At 40.1% G+C, this 22,061-nt stretch carries 24 protein-coding genes; 16 read left to right on the top strand and 8 right to left on the bottom strand.

All coding sequences use genetic code 11. From position 1 onward, the window contains the following. Positions 1-82: 82 nt before the first annotated feature. From RM049_RS29570 to RM049_RS29560, 3 genes are all read right to left on the bottom strand, one after another. The gene (locus RM049_RS29570; protein WP_322671323.1) at positions 83-316 is read right to left on the bottom strand and encodes a DUF3134 domain-containing protein; all 234 of its coding nucleotides are present in this window, start codon (positions 314-316) and stop codon (positions 83-85) included. 205 nt (positions 317-521) lie between these two features. Next, positions 522-950: a hypothetical protein gene (locus RM049_RS29565; RefSeq protein WP_322671322.1), complete on the bottom strand. Its 429-nt coding sequence runs from the start codon at positions 948-950 to the stop codon at positions 522-524. Positions 951-1,208: 258 nt separating this feature from the next. Then, the gene (locus RM049_RS29560) at positions 1,209-1,343 is read right to left on the bottom strand and encodes a hypothetical protein (RefSeq protein ID WP_322671321.1); all 135 of its coding nucleotides are present in this window, start codon (positions 1,341-1,343) and stop codon (positions 1,209-1,211) included. Between the two features lie 927 nt (positions 1,344-2,270). On the opposite strand from RM049_RS29560, the gene RM049_RS29555 reads away from it, so the two are divergent. The 13 genes from RM049_RS29555 (at position 2,271) to RM049_RS29495 (ending at position 15,186) form a co-directional block, all read left to right on the top strand. Next, positions 2,271-3,461 carry a choice-of-anchor tandem repeat GloVer-containing protein gene (locus tag RM049_RS29555; RefSeq protein ID WP_322706698.1) on the top strand — a complete coding sequence of 397 codons (1,191 nt, stop codon included), beginning with the start codon at positions 2,271-2,273 and terminating at the stop codon, positions 3,459-3,461. A 26-nt stretch (positions 3,462-3,487) separates the two neighbouring features. Next, complete coding sequence (locus RM049_RS29550; RefSeq protein ID WP_322706697.1) at positions 3,488-3,808, top strand: hypothetical protein; 321 nt, start codon at positions 3,488-3,490, stop codon at positions 3,806-3,808. A gap of 226 nt (positions 3,809-4,034) precedes the next feature. Next, on the top strand, positions 4,035-4,655 hold the full coding sequence (locus RM049_RS29545) for a hypothetical protein (RefSeq protein WP_322706696.1): 621 nt from the start codon (positions 4,035-4,037) through the stop codon (positions 4,653-4,655). A gap of 14 nt (positions 4,656-4,669) precedes the next feature. Further along, positions 4,670-5,041 carry a hypothetical protein gene (locus tag RM049_RS29540; protein WP_322671318.1) on the top strand — a complete coding sequence of 124 codons (372 nt, stop codon included), beginning with the start codon at positions 4,670-4,672 and terminating at the stop codon, positions 5,039-5,041. Further along, a complete protein-coding gene (locus RM049_RS29535) occupies positions 4,995-7,742 on the top strand; it encodes a hypothetical protein (RefSeq protein WP_322699173.1) in 2,748 nt (915 codons plus the stop codon). The genes RM049_RS29540 and RM049_RS29535 overlap by 47 nt, the downstream gene beginning before the upstream one ends. Before the next feature lie 264 nt (positions 7,743-8,006). Continuing rightward, positions 8,007-8,888: a hypothetical protein gene (locus RM049_RS29530; protein ID WP_322706695.1), complete on the top strand. Its 882-nt coding sequence runs from the start codon at positions 8,007-8,009 to the stop codon at positions 8,886-8,888. Positions 8,889-9,016: 128 nt separating this feature from the next. Next, on the top strand, positions 9,017-10,066 hold the full coding sequence (locus tag RM049_RS29525; protein ID WP_322706694.1) for a hypothetical protein: 1,050 nt from the start codon (positions 9,017-9,019) through the stop codon (positions 10,064-10,066). Between the two features lie 122 nt (positions 10,067-10,188). Next, positions 10,189-11,010, top strand: coding sequence for a hypothetical protein (locus tag RM049_RS29520; protein WP_322706693.1), 822 nt, complete (start codon positions 10,189-10,191; stop codon positions 11,008-11,010). Between the two features lie 46 nt (positions 11,011-11,056). Further along, positions 11,057-11,764, top strand: coding sequence for a hypothetical protein (locus tag RM049_RS29515; RefSeq protein ID WP_322671313.1), 708 nt, complete (start codon positions 11,057-11,059; stop codon positions 11,762-11,764). Next, entirely contained in the window at positions 11,761-13,383 is a 1,623-nt protein-coding gene (locus RM049_RS29510) for a TrbI/VirB10 family protein (RefSeq protein ID WP_322706692.1), read from the top strand. Before RM049_RS29515 ends, RM049_RS29510 begins: the two co-directional genes overlap by 4 nt. 37 nt (positions 13,384-13,420) lie before the next feature. Further along, a complete protein-coding gene (locus RM049_RS29505; RefSeq protein ID WP_322706691.1) occupies positions 13,421-13,993 on the top strand; it encodes a hypothetical protein in 573 nt (190 codons plus the stop codon). Between the two features lie 632 nt (positions 13,994-14,625). Further along, positions 14,626-14,865 (top strand): hypothetical protein, encoded by a 240-nt coding sequence (locus RM049_RS29500; RefSeq protein WP_194043059.1) that lies wholly within the window; start codon positions 14,626-14,628, stop codon positions 14,863-14,865. Positions 14,866-14,928: 63 nt separating this feature from the next. Further along, a complete protein-coding gene (locus RM049_RS29495) occupies positions 14,929-15,186 on the top strand; it encodes a hypothetical protein (RefSeq protein ID WP_322686875.1) in 258 nt (85 codons plus the stop codon). A 79-nt stretch (positions 15,187-15,265) separates the two neighbouring features. On the opposite strand, the gene plsY is transcribed toward RM049_RS29495, so the two are convergent. The 4 genes from plsY to RM049_RS29475 all read right to left on the bottom strand — a co-directional run bounded on the left by plsY (position 15,266) and on the right by RM049_RS29475 (position 18,760). Further along, entirely contained in the window at positions 15,266-15,949 is a 684-nt protein-coding gene (plsY, locus tag RM049_RS29490; protein WP_322706690.1) for a glycerol-3-phosphate 1-O-acyltransferase PlsY, read from the bottom strand. A 92-nt stretch (positions 15,950-16,041) separates the two neighbouring features. Further along, positions 16,042-17,316, bottom strand: coding sequence for a DUF3086 domain-containing protein (locus RM049_RS29485; RefSeq protein WP_322691192.1), 1,275 nt, complete (start codon positions 17,314-17,316; stop codon positions 16,042-16,044). Positions 17,317-17,452: 136 nt separating this feature from the next. Then, on the bottom strand, positions 17,453-17,839 hold the full coding sequence (locus RM049_RS29480; RefSeq protein ID WP_104906734.1) for a DUF3119 family protein: 387 nt from the start codon (positions 17,837-17,839) through the stop codon (positions 17,453-17,455). A gap of 126 nt (positions 17,840-17,965) precedes the next feature. Beyond that, entirely contained in the window at positions 17,966-18,760 is a 795-nt protein-coding gene (locus tag RM049_RS29475; protein ID WP_322667978.1) for an MlaE family lipid ABC transporter permease subunit, read from the bottom strand. 477 nt (positions 18,761-19,237) lie between these two features. On the opposite strand from RM049_RS29475, the gene RM049_RS29470 reads away from it, so the two are divergent. From RM049_RS29470 to aroH, 3 genes are all read left to right on the top strand, one after another. Continuing rightward, entirely contained in the window at positions 19,238-19,534 is a 297-nt protein-coding gene (locus tag RM049_RS29470) for a hypothetical protein (protein ID WP_322671305.1), read from the top strand. A gap of 545 nt (positions 19,535-20,079) precedes the next feature. Then, positions 20,080-20,901 carry a signal peptide peptidase SppA gene (gene sppA, locus RM049_RS29465; RefSeq protein ID WP_322691193.1) on the top strand — a complete coding sequence of 274 codons (822 nt, stop codon included), beginning with the start codon at positions 20,080-20,082 and terminating at the stop codon, positions 20,899-20,901. A gap of 103 nt (positions 20,902-21,004) precedes the next feature. Next, positions 21,005-21,415, top strand: coding sequence for a chorismate mutase (aroH, locus tag RM049_RS29460; protein WP_322671303.1), 411 nt, complete (start codon positions 21,005-21,007; stop codon positions 21,413-21,415). 6 nt (positions 21,416-21,421) lie between these two features. On the opposite strand, the gene RM049_RS29455 is transcribed toward aroH, so the two are convergent. After that, positions 21,422-21,757 (bottom strand): PIN domain-containing protein, encoded by a 336-nt coding sequence (locus tag RM049_RS29455; RefSeq protein WP_416212671.1) that lies wholly within the window; start codon positions 21,755-21,757, stop codon positions 21,422-21,424. Positions 21,758-22,061 lie beyond the last annotated feature (304 nt).

Here is a 22,061-nt window from a genome sequence, read left to right as displayed (position 1 = left end):
TTTAGGCTTTTGGCGTAAATGAAACACCCCTGACGCAGGAGCGTCATTACGAATTACGAATTACGAATTACGAATTACGCTACTAGGCTTCTAAATCCATGTCACTATCATCATCGTCATGATCGTAAGGGATATCGTCAAGGTCTATCATTTCGGAAATTTCTTCTACTTCAGTTAGATACTCAGATTCTTGATGTTCGCGTTCGATTAGACGACCAGTTGACTTCAGCCATTCCAAGAGAATAAATTCATTACTTGTACGAATTACAGGCGCTCGCTGGTTACGAGGTTCTTCACGCAGAGGACTTATAGGCATAAAAAAAACTCACTTTCAATTTACAGGTTAGCTTACAAAAATGTCAAAATTGTACATTAAGCTTAAAAGTCTTGGATGACAAGTCTTTTCTCAACAGACAAAATATGACCCATTGAAGTTTTGTCTCAAGTCTATTTAGCTACTTACCATTAAAATGTCCAGATGTCAGTTTTAATAACAAATATTTCAGCGGATGCAATATATATTACAAAGCATTTGGTACCTTGACGAGAGTTTCATACATATCAGAGGGTAATGCAGACAGTCTATTCGCTACAGCGACTGCATCAGCTAAGTTACTAAATTGACACCGGACTATCTCTTGTCCATTTCCTGAAGGAAATCGTTTCCTAGCTTTATTAGCTACAGCACAAATAATTGCTAAAGCTTTGGCGAACCCGTCTTTTGTCAATATTCTTTCTTGAGCGAACCCTTCAACAGGGATAAGACAAACCTCAAACCGATAGCCAGGTCTGGGAGAAACAGCTATGTCGATATATGGTTTATCTTCTTTTCTGATTCGGCGTAAATATTTGGCTGTTGAATTAGGATCGTGCAAATTAGTCCCAAGGGCGTAAGTAAAAAAGCAATCTTCTGTGAGGGACTCAGGACGAGTAATTATATCCGTGGGCATAAGTTCCAGTAGTATCCGTATGTTGTCTGCGTGTATGACACACTAGACTTGTCCGTTCTTATTAGCACATTTTCTTTGACAGTTAAGTGTATCAGTGTCACGCGAGGTATTACAATACATTGCGGCTAACTAAAATTTCAATTTTTGGAATACTTATGACATCAAACACCTTCAGAATCAAAGGGTGTAGAGATTTAGATTCAAAGAGGAGTCTATATAATCAGTCACATGACCGAAAATATTTCTCAACAAATAAAATCATAACATAGTTGACGCCAAACCCTGCGATCGCATCACCTGACAGCATCGGTGAATACCTAAAAGCGATCGCGATCGCAAACTATCTAAATATTTATTTATACCCATCAACTTATAAACTTCAATGGTACTCAATTTACAATCTCTCCTTGAATTAGAGCGACTGCTAAAAATTTAGCTATGTACTGTTGTAAATGCCCTATATTTCGTAATTATTCAGGGCAGATTAATGAATTATTTACATAAATCACCCCCTAAATAAAACCCCAGGATTATATTTATAATCCTGGGGCATAATGTTTAAATAATAGTTTTGATGACGATTTTATTTATTTATTCAGAGAAAAATCAGTAGTCTTCACTTGATATGTAGTTTTGCTTATTAAGATTTTTTTAGAGGTTTTAATCAGTATTTAATAAACTTTACTAATTAATTGACAAACTACACACTATTAAAACTTATTTTCAATCTAGAGTTTGTGACTATTTCTGTCAAAATTCTGGATTTCTCACCGATTTTTGTGTTTTTCACGACATCCAAAAAAATAATTAGTGGTTTATGCTACCTAACGGAATCATTAATCGTGCCTGCCATTCACGTTATTGACTCACTTCTAGTACGGTTTTTGTGGTGTAGAAAAACAGGCTTTCTGAGTCTTTTTTCAATAAAGCTATACCAATATCTTAGGCATTTTTTTACTAGTGTTTAAGCTAACAAGCTATACCAATCTTAGATAAAAAAGCGCTCAACATATAGGTTAATGCGTAGCAATATCTCGTAGGTTAAGGAGTAAAAACCAACACATACCAGATGTTGGGGCCTTGGATTTTGTTCTTCAAACGCCATTTGCTTCTCCCTTTAAGGTAGGGGCGCAATGCCTTGCGCCTCTACTGCTGTAACTCCACCAGAAAAGTCGGAAAATCCTTCTAAATCTGTGGTTTTCAAGCCTATATGTATAGCAATCATTTTTCAAATTGGTATTAGTCATGAGTAGCAGCCATCACAAAATCCGTTAGAACTAGCTAAAATTCCGTTTTCATTAACTTTTTTTGAGGTATTCAATGAACAAGATTAATCTGTACAAACAACGCCAGAGCAAAAATAAGGTATTGATTTTTACTTCTTTGACTGTTTTGGCTTCTTCATTAGTACTACCCTTCCAACAAGCCTTTGCTGCAACATTGACTACTGTTGTAAATTTCAACGGCACCAACGGAGCTACACCAAGAGCTGGTGTACTTAAAGGCAACGGTACTGATAACAATCTTTATGGAACTACTTCTGCTGGTGGCACTTCTGGCAAAGGAACTGCATTCAAGTTAACTGCTACTGCTTACACTACTCTGACCACACTGATAAACTTCACCGGAACCTCTGGAATTAACAAAGGGACTAATCCAGTTGCTAGATTATTCCAAGCAGCCGATGGTAATTTATATGGGGCAACTTTTACAGGTGGTACAAGTGACCTCGGCAGTGTGTTTAAGTTGGCGAAAACGGCTTTTACAACCCTGACAACTCTGACAAATTTCACAAGCACTAATGGGGCTAACCCAGCAGGCCGACTGATTACAGGTGCTGATGGCAATTTGTGGGGGACAAGCTCTACAGGTGGGGCTAATAATAAAGGAACTATATTCAAGGTTTCGCCAACTACCGGGGCACTTACCACCATCAGAAGCTTCAGCGGTACTGATGGAGCAACTCCACTAGCAAGATTGCAATTGGCTACCGATGGAAACTACTATGGCAGCGCCTCTGCCGGTGGAGCAAGTGCGAAAGGAGTTGTATTCAAGTTAACTCCCGCAGGAATACTGACTTCATATAGCTTTAGTGGCGCCAATGGAGCAAATCCACAGTCTGGATTAATTGAAGTTAGTGGATTCCTCTATGGCACCGCTAAACTGGGTGGAGCCAGCAATAAAGGAGCTATCTTCAAGGTTCCGGTCGGTGGCGGTACACCCGTTTTAGTTGCCAGTTTTAATGGCACCAATGGGGCCAACCCAACGGCTGCACTCATAAAAGCAAGCAATGGTAACTTCTATGGCACAGCTTCTGCTGGTGGGGCAAGTAACAAAGGAGTTATCTATCAGCTGACTGGAGCAACCATCACTGGCTTAATTAGTTTTAATGGCACTAATGGGGCAACGCCAGAGTCCACGCTAATTCAACTCTCAAATGGTGCCTTTTACGGTACTGCCTCTTTTGGCGGTAGTTCTAATCTAGGAACTGTGTTTAAGTTTGTAATCTAGTTTCAAATCTAATCGGCGTGTAGAAAATGGTAAAACGTAGATTTGAACGTCTACCTCTACCATTTTTCTACAATCGATCTAAACTTTTCAAGACAGATATTTTAATTTTGGTGACTCAATATTGTTTCATATTATGTTCGCTCCGAAGAACCCTAAAGAACCAAAGCTACGCTTGGTCTGCCCTAAGAGCAAGCCTATGGTGTACATACAAGTCTGAAACATTTATAGCGCTTCGCTTAGATACCTATGAGGTGGAGAAAGTCAAGGCTTGGAAGTTGGTCGATCGAGGCTATCTGTATGAGAAGATTGAAAAAATTCTCAAAGTCGAGAGGAATCTACCAGTTTAATCTCGATACTTGCAATCCAGCTTCTCAAATCGGAGAAATTTCGTTTTAGATAAATCTTAATATCATGTTAACTTAACTTCAGAATACTGATGTAGAATATAGAACTTTACTACAGGTTTATAATTTGATTAATAATGAAATGATGTTAAAGTATGTTGAATTGTAATAGTTGTAAAATTTGATACTAACAAGGATAAATCATAGTACACCATAGGAAAATTAGCAAATGTTTAGACAAAGTTCTCACGAGAGAAACTTTTTCAAAGCTTTAACTGGTAGTGCGGCGAAAGAATCTCACAAGTTAAGACGGGCATTTAAATCCTGTCTGACTATTCTGCTTGAATCTGTACCTTTTTTGATTGCTTGTGCTGTATTGGTTAGCGTTATCAGCCTCAAAAGTCCTATCTTGCTCTTTTGTTTACTGGTTGGTAGTTTAATTGCTCTCATCACCCAGCAAATTGGTCAGCAAGTGAATTTACCAAGGCGATCGCTAATATTATTACAAATTTTAGCAGCAGCGATCGTTCTGAGTTTATATTGGTTAGACTGGTTTGCAGCCCCTGCACAAGCTCAATTTTTTGGAAAAGCTGAAACCTTTTTCAAAGAGAGCTTCCGTGGTTCAATAACCAATGGTAACGATCCCAACTTCGCAATAAGTTTGATATTTAATGTGTTGCGGGCGATTTACTTACTCTATATTGCAATTTCCCTAGTTGGTGTGATTAACGCAGTGCGTAAAGATGAAGATTGGCAAAGCATTGCCAGAACTCCCCTATTAGTGGTTGTTGCTGTTACCATTGCTGATGTACTCACAGGCTTTGTAATTGGCACTGGCCCTAATAAATAATTCAGATATTTCAAATGCCTCAAGAGCAGGAACAAGAATTTCGTCCAGTCAATCAGGTTCTAGGAAGCCAACCTTCACTAGGGCCAATTCCTGCCGATCAAATTCTTCCTTGGACGGTAATCGCCTTAGCCTCCTATTTTACTATCAATGGAATTTTCGGGGGGTTTTTCCAAGAAGAATTTCAAAAATGGTTGTGGACAGTACTAATGACTGGTTGGGGAATCGGAACTTGGTGGATTTTAACTGGTGGTAGGAGTTGGAGTTTTTTAAGTAAATTTATCGGGGTTCCCACTTGGACAAGAGGCTTTGCTCGTTATCAAAGCTTATTGGAAGTTAACCATGAAGCAAAAAATCGGAAAACAAAGCGTCAGCGTCGCCGGAAATGAAAGTAGATTAACACCATTTGAAGATGCCTTGCACTTGGCAACAATGCTGCGTGTTGCAATGAATGGACGTGATATTGGCGCTTACCTGTTGACAAAAGGTACTCAAAAAGATCGGTTCTGCTTTGTTTTTGGTTTTGATTGTAAGGGAATTCATACCACCTTAAGACCTGAACAAATTGATACACTTTTTAATAACATTGAAGCCGGATTAAAAGACATTCCTAGTGGTGAAAGGATGACGCTGCACTTGGGTTCTTTTAGTTCAGATAAAGAGCGCCAAAAAGAGTTAGCAACATTAATCAAAAATGCCTCATCGCGAGACATCAAATATTTGTTAATGGCGGAGAGAGCCAGAATTAAAGAATTGACGGTTTCTGGGATTCGTAAACCTAAATTTTTGCGGATTTATGTAACTTACACCATTGAATCTAACTCGCAACACGCAGATGATTGGATAGAAAAGCTTTTAGTCAAAGCTGAATCCTGGTGGTTGAAATTTAAAGGCGATCTTTTAGAAGTAGAAAATCAACGCATCGAAACCCTGATTACAAATGCTTACAACCAGGGTTTTCTGCGGTGGGAACAAATCTTATCTAACAAAATGGGATTGGATGTCAAACCTTTGACTGCTAATGAACTCTGGGGAGAAATCTGGAAAAGGTTTAATGATACGCAGCCAATAGATATTCCCCAATTAATGACTTTAGATGAACAAGGATTACACGAACAAGTTAATTCAGATTTAGCTAGTACTAAGTTACTTCTAGATAATATCCACGGCACAACTTTGCTGATGGAATCTAGTGTACCTTGCGCCGATCGCCGCTGGGTTAATGTTAACAATCGTTATATCGGCACACTGTCATTTTTGGAAAAACCCGGCGGTTGGCCCAATAAATCGGCTCAACTGCGCTATTTATGGGAACTGTTGGCTAGAGAAACAGTAATAGATACAGAGATTTTTTGTGAATTGACTGCTGCCAATCCAGCATTGGTAAAAACGACTCTGCAACGAGTCCTGAAGCAGTCAAACATGACAACAATCCTGGCTCAAGAAAAAAGTAAAACTATTGATGTCAACGCTCAATTAAAACTGAAGAAGTCGGTAGCAGCACAAGAACAGTTATTTGAAGGTGCAGTCCCGATTTATACGAGTATTGCCATTTTAGTGCATCGTCCGACTTTAGAAAAATTAGATGAGGCGACAAGATATATTGAAAACTGTTTTCAACGTCCAGCCAGGGTAATTAGGGAAACTGAATATGCCTGGAAAATTTGGCTGCAAACTCTACCGATAGTTTGGGAGGGTTTATTAGCAACACCTTTCAACCGTCGCCAGCTATATTTAACAAGTGAAGTTCCGGGATTAATGCCGCTAGTTTTAAGTAAAAAAGGTGATAGACAAGGCTTTGAGTTGATTGCTGAAGAAGGCGGAACACCCATACATTTAGATTTATTTAATCAACACAAAAATTTAGCTTTGTTTGCAACAACCCGTGCTGGTAAATCGGTGTTAGTGTCAGGAATTTTAACTCAGGCTTTAGCACATGGGATTCCGGTTGTGGCGTTAGATTTCCCTAAACCCGATGGGACATCTACTTTCACTGACTACACAGAGTTTATGGAGGGGAATGGAGCCTATTTTGATATTTCTAAACAATCGAATAACTTATTTGAGCAGCCAGACTTACGATCGCTAGAAGCAGAACAACAGCGCGATCGCTTTAACGATTATACCGCCTTCCTCGAATCAGCGTTAATGACAATGGTTTTAGGATCGTCAACTGAAAGTCAAATTTTATCGCAAACCGTGCGATCGCTGCTCAACTTAGCTTTAGAAGCCTTCTTTAGAGATGAGGGCATCAAAGAGCGATATCGACAGGCGATGGAAGGAGGATTTGGCACTCTTGCTTGGCAGAAAACCCCTACTTTAAAAGATTTTCTCTTTTTTTGCTCGCCAGAACATTTGCAGCTAAGTTCTTTAACTGGGAGAGTAGAAGATGCTCTGAGTCAAATTCAGTTGCGCTTACGCTTTTGGCTTTCTAGCCGCGTCGGACAAGCCATTTCTGCACCATCCAGCTTTCCTACCGATGCACAACTTTTAGTTTTTGCTCTCAGAAACCTATCAGATAGTGAAGATGCAGCCGTACTATCCTTGAGTGCTTATTCCGCCGCACTCCGACGCGCATTAAGTAGTCCAGCTTCCATATTCTTTATCGACGAAGCACCAATTTTATTTGAGTTCGAGCAAATTTCTGACTTAGTTGGTAGAATTTGTGCGAACGGCGCTAAAGCCGGTATCAGAGTTATCTTATCAGGACAAGATCCTGACACCATTGCCAAATCTAAAGCTGCATCAAAAATATTGCAAAACCTGACAACACGATTGATTGGACGCATTCAGCCAGTTGCAGTAGATAGTTTTGCAGACATCTTGAAATATCCCCGCCAAGTTATTTCTCGTAATGCCTCAGAAAGCTTTTTTCCGCGCAAAGAAGGCGTTTATAGCCAATGGCTATTAGATGATAACGGTACTTATACATTCTGTCGTTACTATCCAGGTTACGAACAATTGGCAGCAGTTGCTAATAACCCTTACGAACAAACTGCACGTAGTCAAATGATGCAACTTCACAGCGATAAATATGAAGCAATTTCTGCGTTTGCGCGTCAATTAGTGGCTACTCTACGTAGTAGTTAATTGAATTATGTAAGTAGTTAATAGTGAGTCAAACCATTTGTGATTTTAGATTTTTGATAGTATAGCATTAGCGAGTTAGCAACGTCTTTTAGATTTACTGCACCCATTCTTGGGTTGTAGCTTAGGAATTTTAGATTTTAGAATAGCGTTGGGGATTAAACCGAAAAACTAATTCTATTATCCAAAATCCAAAATCAGCACGGTTCAAAAGCTAAATTTTTACCTCACTATATAATGTAGTCTACCTTTTTCAGGCACAGATATATGCGAAAAACTACCATTTTTACTTTTACCTTGCTATCTCTGGCAATATTACCAGTAGTTGCACAAATTCAGACGGGCGGATTAGGCCAGGTTTGGACTGACTTTCAATCATATTCCCAAGATATGCAAGATTACTTTCAACATAATAATTTGAAAAATACCTTAAATCCTTTAGAACAAGGCCAGAGTCAAATTGCTATTGACAGTGCCAAAGGAGATTTGAAGATACCTAACCCCGTTGCTGCGGGACAAAAAATTCGTGATGATTCAATTAACTACTCTTATAATTCAGATGCTAAATCAAGTCGCTTTGAGAATAATGCAGCAGTACGGGGAAATTTAGTTAGTAATGAACTTAATCGTATAATTACCCGTGGAGTAGCGGTAGGTGTTCTTGGTAAAAATGGACAAACTAGGACAAAACTAAAGTTAGAAAATACAGAAAAATCTCTGGAAGATATTGAGGGATTTGCCCAGGAATTTGAGGGTAGCAATAATGCATTAATCGGTAAAATTCAGTCTAATATTCCTCAGGCAGGACAAGCCGCCAATCCAGCAGCAAGTGCATCAGCAAATGTAGCAGCAAATGCTATTTCTGGATTGGCAGAATTGCTGGGTGCTAGTCAATTGCAAATGATGAAAATTCAACAGGAACAAATAAAAATTGTAGCTGAAACATTTGGTCAGACATTACAAAATAATCAGACTTTACAATATTCCAACTTAAATTTGGCAAATATTTCTCAGCAGGCAGAAGAGGCGAATCGCGCTCGCAGAATAGAAACATCTACAGAAGCAGCGCGACTTTTACGAGCGACTTCTCAACTAGATTTGTTTGGCAGGAATGTTAATAATAAGGATTTGAAACTAAAAAAACTTTAACTTTCCAGATAACTTTTAAAATCCTTTAACTTATGACAAGCCAACAGAAAATCTAAAAAAAGTTTGTAGAATGCGTTACCTTCCTAACGTACCCTACTAAATATCAAAAAACAGCCGATAAACTCAAAATGCAACTTGCTATTAAACTAATTTTTGCCCAAGTAGGTATCGATCAGGTTATCGATAGTGGTGCCGCAACTTCCCAAAGTATTGCCGAAGGTTGGGACAAACAATGGCTGGATTTATTACAAAATAACACCAGTAATAACTTGTATGGAGCGCTGACAAATCTGGGTATTTTTTTCGCTGTAGGAACGTTGTTATTTTTTATGATACAATTCCTCAAAGACTTAATATCCTACGAATATACCCGTCCCATATCAGCTTTAATTTGGCCTTTTATTGTGGTAGTACTTTTAAGTAATTCAGGCAATGGAAGTATACTGTCTAATTTGACGCTAGGAGTGCGAAATTTTTTAAACGGTGTGAATCAGCAAGTAGTAGTTTCAGCAGATGCAAATAATATATATCAGCAAGCATTGAATATGAGTGTTGCTGAAGAAGTAGCTGGTTCTTTACTACGTCCTTGCCAATCGTTAACTGGCGAACAACAAAGTCAATGTTTTGTGAAAGCTGCTGAAAAAGTTAACGTTCTCTGGCAGAAATATAGAGAGACTTATGGAAATAAAAACTGGATAAATAGACTACAAACTAAGGTAGATAATATCAGATATGGTACTGGCATTGTATCAGAAACCTCTTTTAATTCTCTGTTAGGTTCTACAGTGCAAACGAGCATCAAAAACTTTTTAGTTTCCTTACAATATGCCTTTCAGAATTTGATAGAGGCTACTATGTTGTTAATAGCAGCTTTAGGGCCAATAGCTGTAGGTGGATCTTTGCTACCTGTAGCTGGCAAACCGATTTTTGCATGGCTGACTGGATTTTTATCTATTGGAATCGCCAAAATTTCATTCAATATTATCGCTGTGCTAACTGCCGCAGTGATTGTCAATGGCCCAGGTCAAAATGCTAATGTCGATCCAGATTTAATGTGGTTCATAATTTTTCTGGGAATTTTAGCACCAATTTTATCTTTAATTGTGGCTGCTGCTGGTGGTTTTGCAGTCTTCAGCGCAATTAACAGTACGGCTTCTTTAGTTAAAGAGAGGATATAGTAAATTCAAAATTCAAAATTCAAAATTCAAAATTAATAAACTAGTTACAGGTGTTGTAACTAGTAAGTATATGCAAAACATCATATATAATAGCTGAAGTTTTTGCAGTAGGAGGTGAGGAAATGGTGCGTTTACTAGAAAAAAGACAAAGACCGGCAAGTGTTTTAACGTTTTTTGCGATCGCAACCTTCAGTTTACATATATTAGTTTTATTTTTATTCTTATTACAAGGGCTAAATATTCGCCAACTGAGTTTGAGAAAACCTCCCAACTTTGTGCAATTAATCAATGGTAAACCAGTAGCTAATATTGATGATTTCGCAAGAGAACCAGAAGCAATTCGCCAATTTATCAGCAAAACGATGATATCAATGTTTAGCTGGTCTGGAACCTTACCACCACAAAATATTGAAGAAGTCGCAAGCCCCAAACCAGATTTAGGAATACTGATTAACACATCTCAAGGTGGTAGCCAAAAAATTACTACCAGCAGTTGGGTAGCTAGTTTTGCTTTATCAGAAGACTTTCGCAAAGGTTTTTTAAGCACAGTTGCAGAAATGACACCGCCAGAAGTTTTCTCGGAAAATCCCAACCAAGCGATGACTTCACAACTAGTAATTAAGAGAGTTTATCCGCCAAAACAAATTGCACCAGGTAAGTGGCAAGTGGGTATGGTAGCTGACTTAGTTCAAAAAAACCGAGTTGGTGGTGCAAGACTTATAACTCCTTTTAATAAAGATTTCCTTGTACGTGCAGCAGATTATTTTGCTAATCCCCAAGCCGACAATAGCACCGACTTGCAAAAAGCAATTTATAGTGTCCGTGCTGATAGACTAGAAATTTATGAAATTCGGAATTTATGTTTGCTAGATAACTACAATCCGAACAAAAATCAATCACAACAATGCATAACTGGACAAACATCTGATAGTTTTATCAGATAATCGATTTTTTACATTAAGATAGTTCAATTTATACGATTCATTATTAATGCAATTACTCAAACCAGAAAATAATAAAAAAAATAGCCCTTTACCGTTGTTGGCAGTAGGAACCTTTGGTTTACATGTATTTACCTTACTGTTACTAATATTTCACTGGTCTATGTTACAACAGTTAGGCCGACAACTCACACCTCAAAGTTTAGTGCAACTTGTTGATGGTCATGCGATAACGGTAGACCCCCAACCCAATTTAGAGCGGCAACCAGAGACGATTCGGCGCTTTGTGGGTGAAACTATGAGTTTAATGCTTACCTGGTCACAACAACAGCCGCCAACACAAGTCTGGGAAATTACTTCACAACTGGTAGCTGATGATTTTAAAGATAAAATGAAGTCAGAAATTACTAATTTAAATCCAGATAGCCAATTTGAAAATGTTAATCGAGGAGCTGAGAATGTTTTAGTAATCCAAAAAGTTTCTCAACCTCAAGAAATAAGTAATGGAAGCTGGAAAGTAGAGATACTTGCCAATCAATTAATTTTTAACAGTTATGATAAATTAGGGAAATCAGTTTCCTTTAATAAACAAATTTTAGTTAGAGCAATAGATCGACCTGTAACTTCACTACCAAATGCAGCACTACCGTCGCAGTTTGCAGCTTACCGCCTTGGGGAAGCCAGATTAGAAATTTATAATATATGTGAAATTAAAGATAATAATTGTTCTGGAAATCCAAACAAGGCTCTACCATGACCCGATACTCAATTCCTGCCGAAACGCCTCCCCAAAATGGATTTACTCTAACTACCGACGATCGCCAACCAGAAGTAGAATCTGTAGATTGGGAATCGCGGATGTCAAAGTTGGTCGGCTTTGAAGAAGATTCTTCTAGTGACACTGAAAAATCAGAAGACTCTGCAACGCCGCCAGAGTCGCTATCTCTTCCACAAGAAGTTCAGACCAAGCAAGCACTCTCATCTAATCCCTTTGCCAAGTTAGGCTTGGTAGGGGCTGCTACCTTAGCGATCGTTTTGGTAGGTGGTGTGTTTTTGTCTCAGTTGTTCAGTGGTAGCAATCAAAAGCCAAAAACTATTGTTTCTCCACCAGTGCAAGAGCAGCCTACTGATGAATCCATATCTCAACAGATGGAAGCCCAAGTAGATACTCTCAAAACGAAATTAGCTCTGACAGAACAAGCACAGATGGTGAAAGCTGCCCAACAACAGCTGAGAATTGCCAAATCAACGCCGATAGTAGCTTTACGACAACCCTCAGTTAGCCAAAAAGCGATCCCAACACCCCCACCAACAGCTTACGTCCCTCGGACAGTGACAGTTGAGCGGATCATTAGAGTACCTACTTCTCAACCTTCGCGATCGCCTCAGCCACCAGTTGTGAACCCCACTCAACCAGTAGTTAATGTAGCTCCAGTAACTCCACCATCTCCACCAAGCCCATTTGCAGAGTGGGCAAGGTTAGCAAAGTTAGGTAGCTACGGTCAAGTAAATCCTAGCAATCAACCTACTAGTAACATAGCTACTTTGGAACCTGCAACCAATGCGCCGCCACAGCAAGAGGCAACAAATCCCAATCCCGAACAAAACACCCCACAACCGGAAAATTCTGCGGTAAGCCAAGCTCAACCGCAGGGAGAGAAATCTGTAGCAGTTGGGAGTAGTGCTAAAGCTGTGTTAGCGACAGCAATATTTGGAGAAACTACTAATAAATCAGGCGGTGGTGGTGATGCAGAAGAAGCGAAAAACGTATTTGTGATCCGATTGAAAGAACCACTAAAATCTACCGATGGTGCGATCGCTCTACCTGCAAACACCGAATTTTTAGCTGAAATTGGTTCGCTTTCCGAACAAGGTCTTTTGCAGATGAACGTAGTCAAGGTTATCTCCCAAAATAATGGCAACCCTGTAGAACGAAGCTTACCTAACAATGCAATTATTCTTCGCGGTACTCAAGGTAAACCTTTAATCGCAAATAAATATCCCGGTCAAAGTTCGTCCATAGCATCAATGGATCTAGGATTATTCGCTTTGGGAGGTATTGCTAAGGCAGCAGAGTTAATAAATCGCCCTGATACAAAACTTGTGCCATATTCGATAACATCAACATCTCCCAACACTAACACCGAAAACCCGAACGATACCACCAGCAGCACCTCCACTGGTCTTGTTAGTGAGACTGACAACAGACGCAATCTTGGAGCTGCGGTTTTGGAAGGTGGTATGAACTCTGTAGTACCTCAAATTGCCCAACGCAATCAACAGGCGATCGCCCAAATGCAACAGCAAGGTGGTGTGTGGTTTTTAGCAGCAGGCACAAATATTGAAATATACGTTAATCAACCAACTCAATTTTAAGGGGTAATATTTATAGCAATTTTAGATATTTGCAATCATGAAAAAGAATATTAATTTGTCAGGAAATAACCCAAAACGTTCTTATTTCCTACCTATAGCTTCCTTAATTTTCTCGGTTGCTATGTTCTGGGTGGTAAGTCGTGCTGTAGCTAATAACGCCGTTCTGCGTTCCATCTTTTCCTGTCAAGCACAAGGTTTAGGGGGACTTGTACCTACGGTTGATGTCTGGTATCAACAAGGAACAAACTTAAGTTTTATTCCGGCTGGAGAAGTAATTAAAAAAGTTTGGTTAAATGACCCATCACAGGTAAGTATGGATTTTGATGGGCCAGTATGTATGCAGTTCGGTCAAGAAGCTAATAATAACTCAGGAGATTGTAAAAACTCCGCAGCAAATGTAATTCAACTCAGACGAATTCAAAAACTGGACATACCTGGACTTCCTCCCACTAGCAATACACTTTTAACAGTTGTTACCGAAGCGCAAGGTAAAAACAAGTTGTATACTTTTAAAGTGATATATAAAACAGATAATCCTGAATATCACACCTTAGCAATTTTTCCCGATCCTTCTGGACAGGAAGGAGCTTGTTCGAGAGTTTTACAATAAAGTTATAGCAAAATTACCTGATAGCCACAGAAGTTTCGCCTCAAAAAAAGCATTAATATCTACGTATATCTGCATTGTGGCCGATCGAAAGCCCTGTTATAATTCCCTGCTTCTAAAAAACGGTTATACCAATTCTCTAAGAAAATGCGCCTAATTATTTTGGGAGATAGCGAATTATCTTAAGAAAACCTTTGCGTACCTACCCTGCAAGAAAGCGTACCACTTCGTGGAAGCAAGCTACGCGTAGCGTCTTGTAGATAAGCGCCTATGCGCTAACCTCCGTGTACCTACCCTGCGGGAAGGCGTACCACTTCGTGGAAGCAAGCTACGCGTAGCGTCTCGTAGATAAGCGCCTATGCGTTGAAAAAAAATCTAGGATTTGGCGCTGCTTTATAAAAAAACGGTATTAGGAAAAATTTAAGTCTTTGGGCAGTTTTCTTTCTTTACGTAGCACGGTTAAGATGACGTGTGAGCTAATCTTATAGTGCAATCAATTGAAAAACGCTATAACTTAACAGATTTAACTGACTCAGGCAGTTTTAGCCGACATCTTTATAAATCTTCAGACAAAAACTAACCACAATTTCCAAATCCGTGTAAATATAAAGAAAAGCTTAAGAGGTTACAGACTCATGGTGACAGCGAAAATGATGCAACAGCTTTGGGCTGTAATCGAGTCTACCCAGGTCAACACCCTGCTCCAGTTTGACGATGCTGCTTTAGTACAATTGCTTCTCCAGCAGTTAAAAGCGAAGCAAGGGCTTGATTCCCAGGCAGATAGCACGCTCAATACTTACATAAAATCTAAACTGCCTCTAATTCGTGATACGGCTGAAGGTCGATTATCTTTAGGGCAAGGCGGCAATCATTAGTCCGAAAAATCAAATGATTGCTCGCTACCAAGCATACGCTCAGAGTTGAAACAGTGGAATATTATGAATAACTGGCTAGTAATTGCCCTAGTAGCTTATCTAATTGGAGCAGCGATTGAAGGGGTGAGTACAGCCAGTCAGCTATCTCATTCAATGCCAGAACTAGCTAAAAACACACAAGCTCATCCTTCAGAGTCTGACACTGAGTTTAGTTCAAGTTGGCGAGTTCTGGCCGCCATCGCCTCAGTGAGTATTTGTGGAGCTTTTTTGTGGCCTTGCCGCCTTTTCCACCGTTTAATTAAAGGCAATGTTCGTTCGTAAGCCTAAAATATCAATACAGTAATTTTGAAAGAAGCTCTCTCCTTCTGAGAGATGAGTTTTGAGTTTGGCTCTCGTTTACCTATGATGCACTTTGTTCGGGTTCTGTCGCTACAGGTTGCCCAATTTTTGGCTCCGTTCCCGCAAACAGTCGTTCGATATTAGTGCGATGGCGCAAAATCACATACAACCCGCCGGCAATCCCAAACAGAATATAGGGTAAGGGTTGATGCAAAATTACCATGAAAATGGAAACTGCGATCGCACCTACAATTGAACTTAAAGAAACAATTCGCGATATTGCTACAACGACGGCAAACACACCCGCTGTTGCTAAACCTATCTGCCAACTCATTGCCAACAAAATTCCCAAGCTGATAGCAACGGATTTACCACCAGTAAAGCCTAAAAAAATTGATTTACTATGTCCCAGAATGGCAGCTAACCCAGATATTGTGACTAACCACGGTTGCCATAGTTGTACATCTACCGTTGGAGGGATATAATTTTTAATTGGTTCAAAGTTGAACAACCAATAAACTAGAGCGATCGCTAATACTCCCTTCAAGGAATCAAGTACTAAAACGAATGCTCCTGGCCCTTTGCCCAAAGTTCTTAGTACATTAGTTGCGCCAGTAGAACCTGAACCAACTTGCCGAATATCAATACCTTTTAACTGCTTCACAGCAATGTAGCCAGTGGGAAAAGAACCCAGCAGGTAAGCGATGACCACAATTGCTCCGCACAGAGTTAACCAAATAGTCATAATAAAATTCAAAATTCACGCATTCAAAATTCAAAAAAGTCAAGAGATATTACTCTTGACCAATGACCAATGACTAATGACTAATGACTCATTTAAAAGTCATCATCATAGTTTCTCATGGTTTTGGGGTCAGGAGCAAAAGCTAACCACAAGGGAAATTGCAGCAGTGACAAACTGATTTGCTCTTCTGAATCGTCAATGATAATTAAAGGCAATTGATTGGCTTTCGTCAATCGGTCTGCTTTTTGAGCGAGAGCGTCAGACGCCTCAAATAATACCACACCCCGGTCTGGGCCGAAATCTGGGCGACCGATTCCTAGACAATCTTGCAAGCCGCGCCGCCATTCACCTAATCGCTCCGGTGTATTAGCTAAGACTAAAGTACGGACGCGATCGCCATACAGCTTGTGTAATATCGAAATTGCAGCTGAGGCAATCAAAATATTTTGTAACCGGCTACCCATTGTCCGCAAACCACCCCGTCCTCCTTGGGTAAAAAACCAGTTGGAGATTCGTTCAGCGTGGATTGGTTCAAAGGTACGGCGTAGTTGCCACGGTGGCCCGTAGTAATCTGGTTTATTGCGGTATTGGTCAATGAGGCGGCGAATTTGCTTTGTCGTATCTTGAAACTGCTGTTGGGCAAATTGAGGTATTCCAGGTTGGGGTTCAGCTGGTTTAGGCTCTTTTACAGCTGGTTTTTCTCGTTCCACTACACTTGGCGTTAGTTGCAGCTGTTCAGCAGCAGAGGCCAAATCCTGTAAGCTACCCGTGAGATAGTCTTTAAAACCTTGCACCCGAATTGCCAAGTCTTGGGATGTACCAGCAAAAGTAGTTCGCATCTCATTGCGGATACGTTCTTGACGGCGTTCTAGTTGTTCTACAGAAATTTGCAGGGTTTGTTTACGTTGTTCTAACTGCACCAGCGACTCTTGCACGATTCGCCCCAGTGAGGTTTGAGTTTCACTCACCTGTGTCTGAAGCTTTTCGTAAGAAGCTTGCAGCTTGGCTATTTCTGACTTGAGAACTGCTTCAGCACTCTGCAACTCTGCTACTCGCTGCTCTGCTTCTGCATATAGTGAATTATTTCCCGATCCTATTTCAGACCCCAGAGCGACATTTTCTACTTCTAACTGCGCTACAAACTCGCCATTTGAATTTTCTGTTAGCTCTACTGTAGAATCTACCACTTCTGCATTGGAAATGAGTGGCTCAAAAGTTGTGTAGTCCTCTGATGAGCTAATGGCTTTTGTGTCTACCACTGACTCAACTGATGGATTTACTGGATGTTCAACTGCATTGTTCTCTTCTGGTTTTTCTGTCAACCGCTCATCAATTGGTTCTGGGGTTTGAGATGCCTCTGGGTTCATAAACAATAGTGTAATTCCTATGACGCGAATAAATAGCTTTCAGAAATATTACAATTGACCTGCCATAAAAGTCCTGAGCATGAGTGCTGAGTTCTGAGTCTATATCAAAACGACTCAGAACAGATGGCAATCAGCACTAAATACGCGGACAACGTTGTTCTAAACAAGTTTTCAAGGTGTTGGGGTCAAATAAAATCGGCAAAAAGTGAATACTTTTAATTTCTTTAAAGTAAAACAAAATGGGGACTCTATTCCAAAAGATCCGCCAGTTTTGCCATTCTTGGTAGGGAAAGCGTCGAATCAATTTTTCGCCTCTGTAAATATCTAAGTCAGTAGCGGTAAATTGCAAACGCAGCGTTAACGCCTGAAACATGAGAAACAAACCAAACAGCGTGAAAACGGAGCCTACCCAAGGTTGTACCAACAATAGTGGAATTGCGGCAATCACTAACACTATCGGTATGTTGTAACTAGGCTTGAGTTCCACAGTTGATGTGGAGTTAGAAGCAAATGAACTGGTCACAGTCTTAAATCCTGCTTTGTTTATTAGGCATCTCTCCTATTTTAGGAGTCAGGAGTTAGAAGTTAGAGTTAAGAGTTAAGAGTGAGGAATTTTAACTCATAACTCATAACTCCTCACTTCTAACTTTTATAGCCCTATGAATGCACTGCCAGTCCCCTGAAACATTAACCAAGAAAGAAAGAAGTTGCTCACAAATATAATCAGCAAGGCAGTCACAACAGCTGTTGTAGTTGACTGTCCTACACCTTTGGCACCTCCTGTTGTCGTCAACCCCCAACTGCAACCAATTACAGCAATTAAAATGCCAAAACAACAAGCTTTAATCATGGCGCTAAAAATATCCCAGATGCCAAGAAAGTTACGGGCTGAGTCGAGAAATACCGTATCAGACAGGTTGTAGATATTTGTCGCAACTAAAAATCCTCCGAACATCCCTGTCACCAAAGACAGAAGGGTTAAAATTGGTAGCATGAAACAGCAAGCAAGAACGCGGGGGATAACCAGATAATCAATTGGATCTGTTCTCAACATCAACATGGCATCGATTTGTTCTGAGACTCGCATGGTACCGATTTCTGCTGCAAAAGCAGAACCGACTCGCCCGGCCAAAATCACTGCTGTCAACACAGGAGTGAGTTCTCGTGTCAACGCTACAGAAAGGACTCCGCCGATAATGTTTCCGGCGCCAAAGTTGATAAATTCCCGCGCCACCTGAATGGTAAACACTGCGCCAACGAAAATAGCCGTCAATAGGGCAATAAATAAGGAATCTGGCCCAACTGCTGCCATTTGTTCTAAGGTGTTGCGCCGATGGATTTTGCCTCTCAATAGGTGAACTAGTACTTGCCCACCCAGAAAAATCGCCGCCAGCAGCCGCTGACTCCATTCCCCTAAACTGGATTTGGATGTAGTCTGGTTCAATGTTCTGTAGCTAACTCGGTAACTGCCTTAAGAATAGCGGAAGTCATGGGAATGGGGAATGGGGCATTAGGAGTGCTGAGTGCTGAGTTAGGAGTTAAGAGTTAGAAGTTAAGAGTTTTGTTTATCTCCTTGTCCCTTTGTCCCCTCATCTCCCTCATCTCCCCTGCTCCCCACTTCCTCAAGGAGGCTAAATATTAACTTAGATTAAAGATGTTCTCAGAAAATAAAGCTGTTCTTAAGCGTGCTTCAAAGCAATAAATAAGTAGTACTCTTGGCTATAAAGTCTATTTTACAAGGCTTTTGTAGATTTCAGCCACTTTTTTGATCCCCAGCATGGGCTGTAACTGCTAGCCTTTTATTTTAATGAAAACTTAAGATTTTTGACAGATTCGCTGCTCTGGAGCGATCGCTCGTATTGTAGAAAATGACAAACCGCTATCTTGCTCTTGTCATCTCTACTCACGGAGTTTGTCTTAAATGACTATTTTCACTAACTTTCTCCGCTCTCTACTACTCACAATCATTTTTAGTTTTGTCCTTCCCATGTTTTTCGTTGGCGGCGGATTGCTCGTTCTATCCCTCATTGGGCACTTCCCTGGCTTACAAGACTTCACTGAGGCGATCGCAACTCAGATTATCCATTTTCTCGCCACCTTCGGCAGTGGAACTCCCCTATGCGGATTATTTGTAATTAGCTTAACCTGTAGTTTCGTTGGGGCACTGTTTGATATGTTTGTCTATTATCGGTATCAAATTTTACGAATAGATTCTTAAGTAGTTAAATCGCTTCATCAGGAGATTATGGGGCTGTAGAAGACAGGAAAAAGTGATATTTCCCAGAGTGAAAGTACTACTAGTCTATAACCTAAATAGAGATTAGTGTTGCTGAATGAATTTGGATTAATTAAATTGAGTGTTGAAGTAATTGATTAAATATTTATATATTCATTAGTTATTAGTTATTAATTACTGACAACTAGTAAACGTGCGCGAACGCAAGTAAAACCAGTCCTCAAACATTCAAAAAGCCGGAATAACAAGGCATTGAGAAGTTTTAATTTTGCAAAATAGCTAAAATAGCCTTTCTAAATCATCAGGTTAACGCTAAACTAGAGTTTGGCATTTTATGCTAGCTGCAATCTTTGAGGATTTGATTAGTATTAATCGAGAATATCAAATAAAACTCACTGAAAAATATAAAAATTTCCTTAAAATTCTGATGAACACAATGCCTGCTCATGTTTCTTAACAGAGGAAAGCAGGTCGTCTGACCGTTGGGGATATTATATTGAATTTATTACGAGGTATGTTGACAGCTCATGGTTTGGCCGTTTAAGCCCAAGTTTAGAAAACAAATTGCGCGGATTGAAATTACTGGTGCGATCGCCAGTGCTACTCGCAAACGCGTCCTAGAAGCCCTGAAAACTGTAGAAGAAAAAAAGTTTCCGGCATTATTGCTACGTATCGATAGTCCTGGCGGTACAGTCGGAGATTCCCAAGAAATCTACAGTGCCCTGAAGCGTTTACGCGAGAAAATCAAAATTGTCGCTAGCTTTGGCAATATTTCGGCTTCTGGAGGAGTATACATCGGTATGGGAGCCGAACACATCGTTGCCAACCCAGGTACAATTACGGGTAGCATTGGTGTGATTCTGCGTGGGAATAACTTGGAACGCTTGCTAGAAAAAATTGGTGTTTCCTTCCAGGTAATTAAGTCTGGCCCTTACAAAGACATTTTGGCTTTTGACCGGGAACTGACCGAACCAGAAGAAAGCATCCTGCAAGAGTTGATTGACACAAGTTATCAGCAGTTTGTCCAAACGGTAGCTGATGGCCGTTCTTTAACGGTGGAAGCTGTAAAAAGTTTCGCCGATGGTCGGATTTTTACTGGACAGCAAGCCCTAGCTTTGGGTGTTGTAGACCGCTTGGGCACAGAAGAAGATGCCCGTCGTTGGACAGCAGAACTGGTTGGTCTCGATCCAGAAAAAACTCTCTGCTATACCCTAGAAGAACGTAAACCCTTATTGAGTCGCTTTATACCAGGAAGTCGTCAGTTTTCATCAGGAATTGGGGCTGGTATTGATTGGCTCGAATTTGAAATGTCTACTAGCGGTTTACCTCTGTGGTTATATCGACCCTAAATATGAGTTAGGAGTTATGAGTGAGGAGTTAGGAGTTAAAAATCCTAACTTTTCATTCTCAACTCTTAACTCCTCACTTTTGTGTTTTAAGGAGGATTTTGGCGTGGACTGGCAAATGCGGGCTATTCGCGGAGCAACAACCGCTTCAGAAAATACTGTTGAGACAATCCGAGAAGTGGTGACAGAACTACTAGATGAACTGGAAAATCGGAATCAATTCCAGCCAACGGACATCATTAGTGTGACTTTTTCAGTGACACGCGATTTGGATGCAGTTTTTCCAGCTGCGATCGCAAGAGCGCGTCCTGGTTGGGATAATGTGGCTATGTTGGATGTGCAGCAAATGCACGTCGAAGGCAGCTTACAGCGCTGTATTCGCTTCTTAATTCACGCTTATCTGCCAACCTCCGCCTCAATTCATCATATTTATTTACGCAACGCCGCTAGCTTGCGTCCCGACTGGAGTTTGCCTCAGATACAAGCATCACAGCAAGCAGTTAAGTCAAAAGTGTAACAGGACTTAATATTTTTCAGATGAAATCCAGTTTTTCAACCGTAAATTAGAAATACGGCTGTAGTGACGAGTATTGTTTGTTGCTAAAGTGTAATTTTCTGCAACTGCAACATTAGCAATTAGTAAATCAAATTCAGCAATAGTTTGTCCTATTCTACGAAGTTCTGCTTTTAATTCACCATACTTTCTTAGAGCAGGATCGGTTAAAGGTACAACGGGTAAGTTTTGAATAAATTCTTCTGCACGAGTTAAATTTTCCACTACTCGTTGAAAATTATAAGCATCAAAATATAACTCAGCAACAGTGATGCTGCAAATATAAATTTGCTCCTCATTTAGGATTGCTATAGTTTACAATAAGTTTTGTTACATTTTTCCACCCGGAAAGAAAAATTATACAGCAGGTTGGTTTTTAAGTGAAATTAAAAATGCAGTACGGGAGCATCAGATATAAAAAGCTTCTGCCTCCTGCCTCAAAACCCGTAACTTTGTACTTCATGCAAATGAAAACTGCTATATGTATATACGCAGTTGGTATGATTATTTATGACTAAATATAGCTCCTTTGGTAGTTTCATTACTTAAGTAAGAAAGCGTAAACATTACTCGTGTAAGATAAATAAGCTGATAATCTCAGCGATTGTAT

It is taken from the genome of Nostoc sp. DedQUE04, assembly GCF_034530995.1.
Taxonomy (GTDB): domain Bacteria; phylum Cyanobacteriota; class Cyanobacteriia; order Cyanobacteriales; family Nostocaceae; genus Nostoc.
The sequence above is the reverse complement of the archived record's forward strand: the minus strand, read 5'-3'. Positions and strand labels throughout refer to the sequence as shown.

Coding starts and splice junctions, on each gene's coding strand:
- RM049_RS29570 (WP_322671323.1), bottom strand. CDS start 316: ATGCCTATAAGTCCTCTGCGTGAAGAACCTCGTAACCAGCGAGCGCCT.
- RM049_RS29565 (WP_322671322.1), bottom strand. CDS start 950: ATGCCCACGGATATAATTACTCGTCCTGAGTCCCTCACAGAAGATTGC.
- RM049_RS29555 (WP_322706698.1), top strand. CDS start 2,271: ATGAACAAGATTAATCTGTACAAACAACGCCAGAGCAAAAATAAGGTA.
- RM049_RS29550 (WP_322706697.1), top strand. CDS start 3,488: ATGGTAAAACGTAGATTTGAACGTCTACCTCTACCATTTTTCTACAAT.
- RM049_RS29545 (WP_322706696.1), top strand. CDS start 4,035: ATGTTTAGACAAAGTTCTCACGAGAGAAACTTTTTCAAAGCTTTAACT.
- RM049_RS29540 (WP_322671318.1), top strand. CDS start 4,670: ATGCCTCAAGAGCAGGAACAAGAATTTCGTCCAGTCAATCAGGTTCTA.
- RM049_RS29535 (WP_322699173.1), top strand. CDS start 4,995: ATGAAGCAAAAAATCGGAAAACAAAGCGTCAGCGTCGCCGGAAATGAA.
- RM049_RS29530 (WP_322706695.1), top strand. CDS start 8,007: ATGCGAAAAACTACCATTTTTACTTTTACCTTGCTATCTCTGGCAATA.
- RM049_RS29525 (WP_322706694.1), top strand. CDS start 9,017: ATGCAACTTGCTATTAAACTAATTTTTGCCCAAGTAGGTATCGATCAG.
- RM049_RS29520 (WP_322706693.1), top strand. CDS start 10,189: ATGGTGCGTTTACTAGAAAAAAGACAAAGACCGGCAAGTGTTTTAACG.
- RM049_RS29515 (WP_322671313.1), top strand. CDS start 11,057: ATGCAATTACTCAAACCAGAAAATAATAAAAAAAATAGCCCTTTACCG.
- RM049_RS29510 (WP_322706692.1), top strand. CDS start 11,761: ATGACCCGATACTCAATTCCTGCCGAAACGCCTCCCCAAAATGGATTT.
- RM049_RS29505 (WP_322706691.1), top strand. CDS start 13,421: ATGAAAAAGAATATTAATTTGTCAGGAAATAACCCAAAACGTTCTTAT.
- RM049_RS29500 (WP_194043059.1), top strand. CDS start 14,626: ATGGTGACAGCGAAAATGATGCAACAGCTTTGGGCTGTAATCGAGTCT.
- RM049_RS29495 (WP_322686875.1), top strand. CDS start 14,929: ATGAATAACTGGCTAGTAATTGCCCTAGTAGCTTATCTAATTGGAGCA.
- plsY (WP_322706690.1), bottom strand. CDS start 15,949: ATGACTATTTGGTTAACTCTGTGCGGAGCAATTGTGGTCATCGCTTAC.
- RM049_RS29485 (WP_322691192.1), bottom strand. CDS start 17,316: ATGAACCCAGAGGCATCTCAAACCCCAGAACCAATTGATGAGCGGTTG.
- RM049_RS29470 (WP_322671305.1), top strand. CDS start 19,238: ATGACTATTTTCACTAACTTTCTCCGCTCTCTACTACTCACAATCATT.
- sppA (WP_322691193.1), top strand. CDS start 20,080: ATGGTTTGGCCGTTTAAGCCCAAGTTTAGAAAACAAATTGCGCGGATT.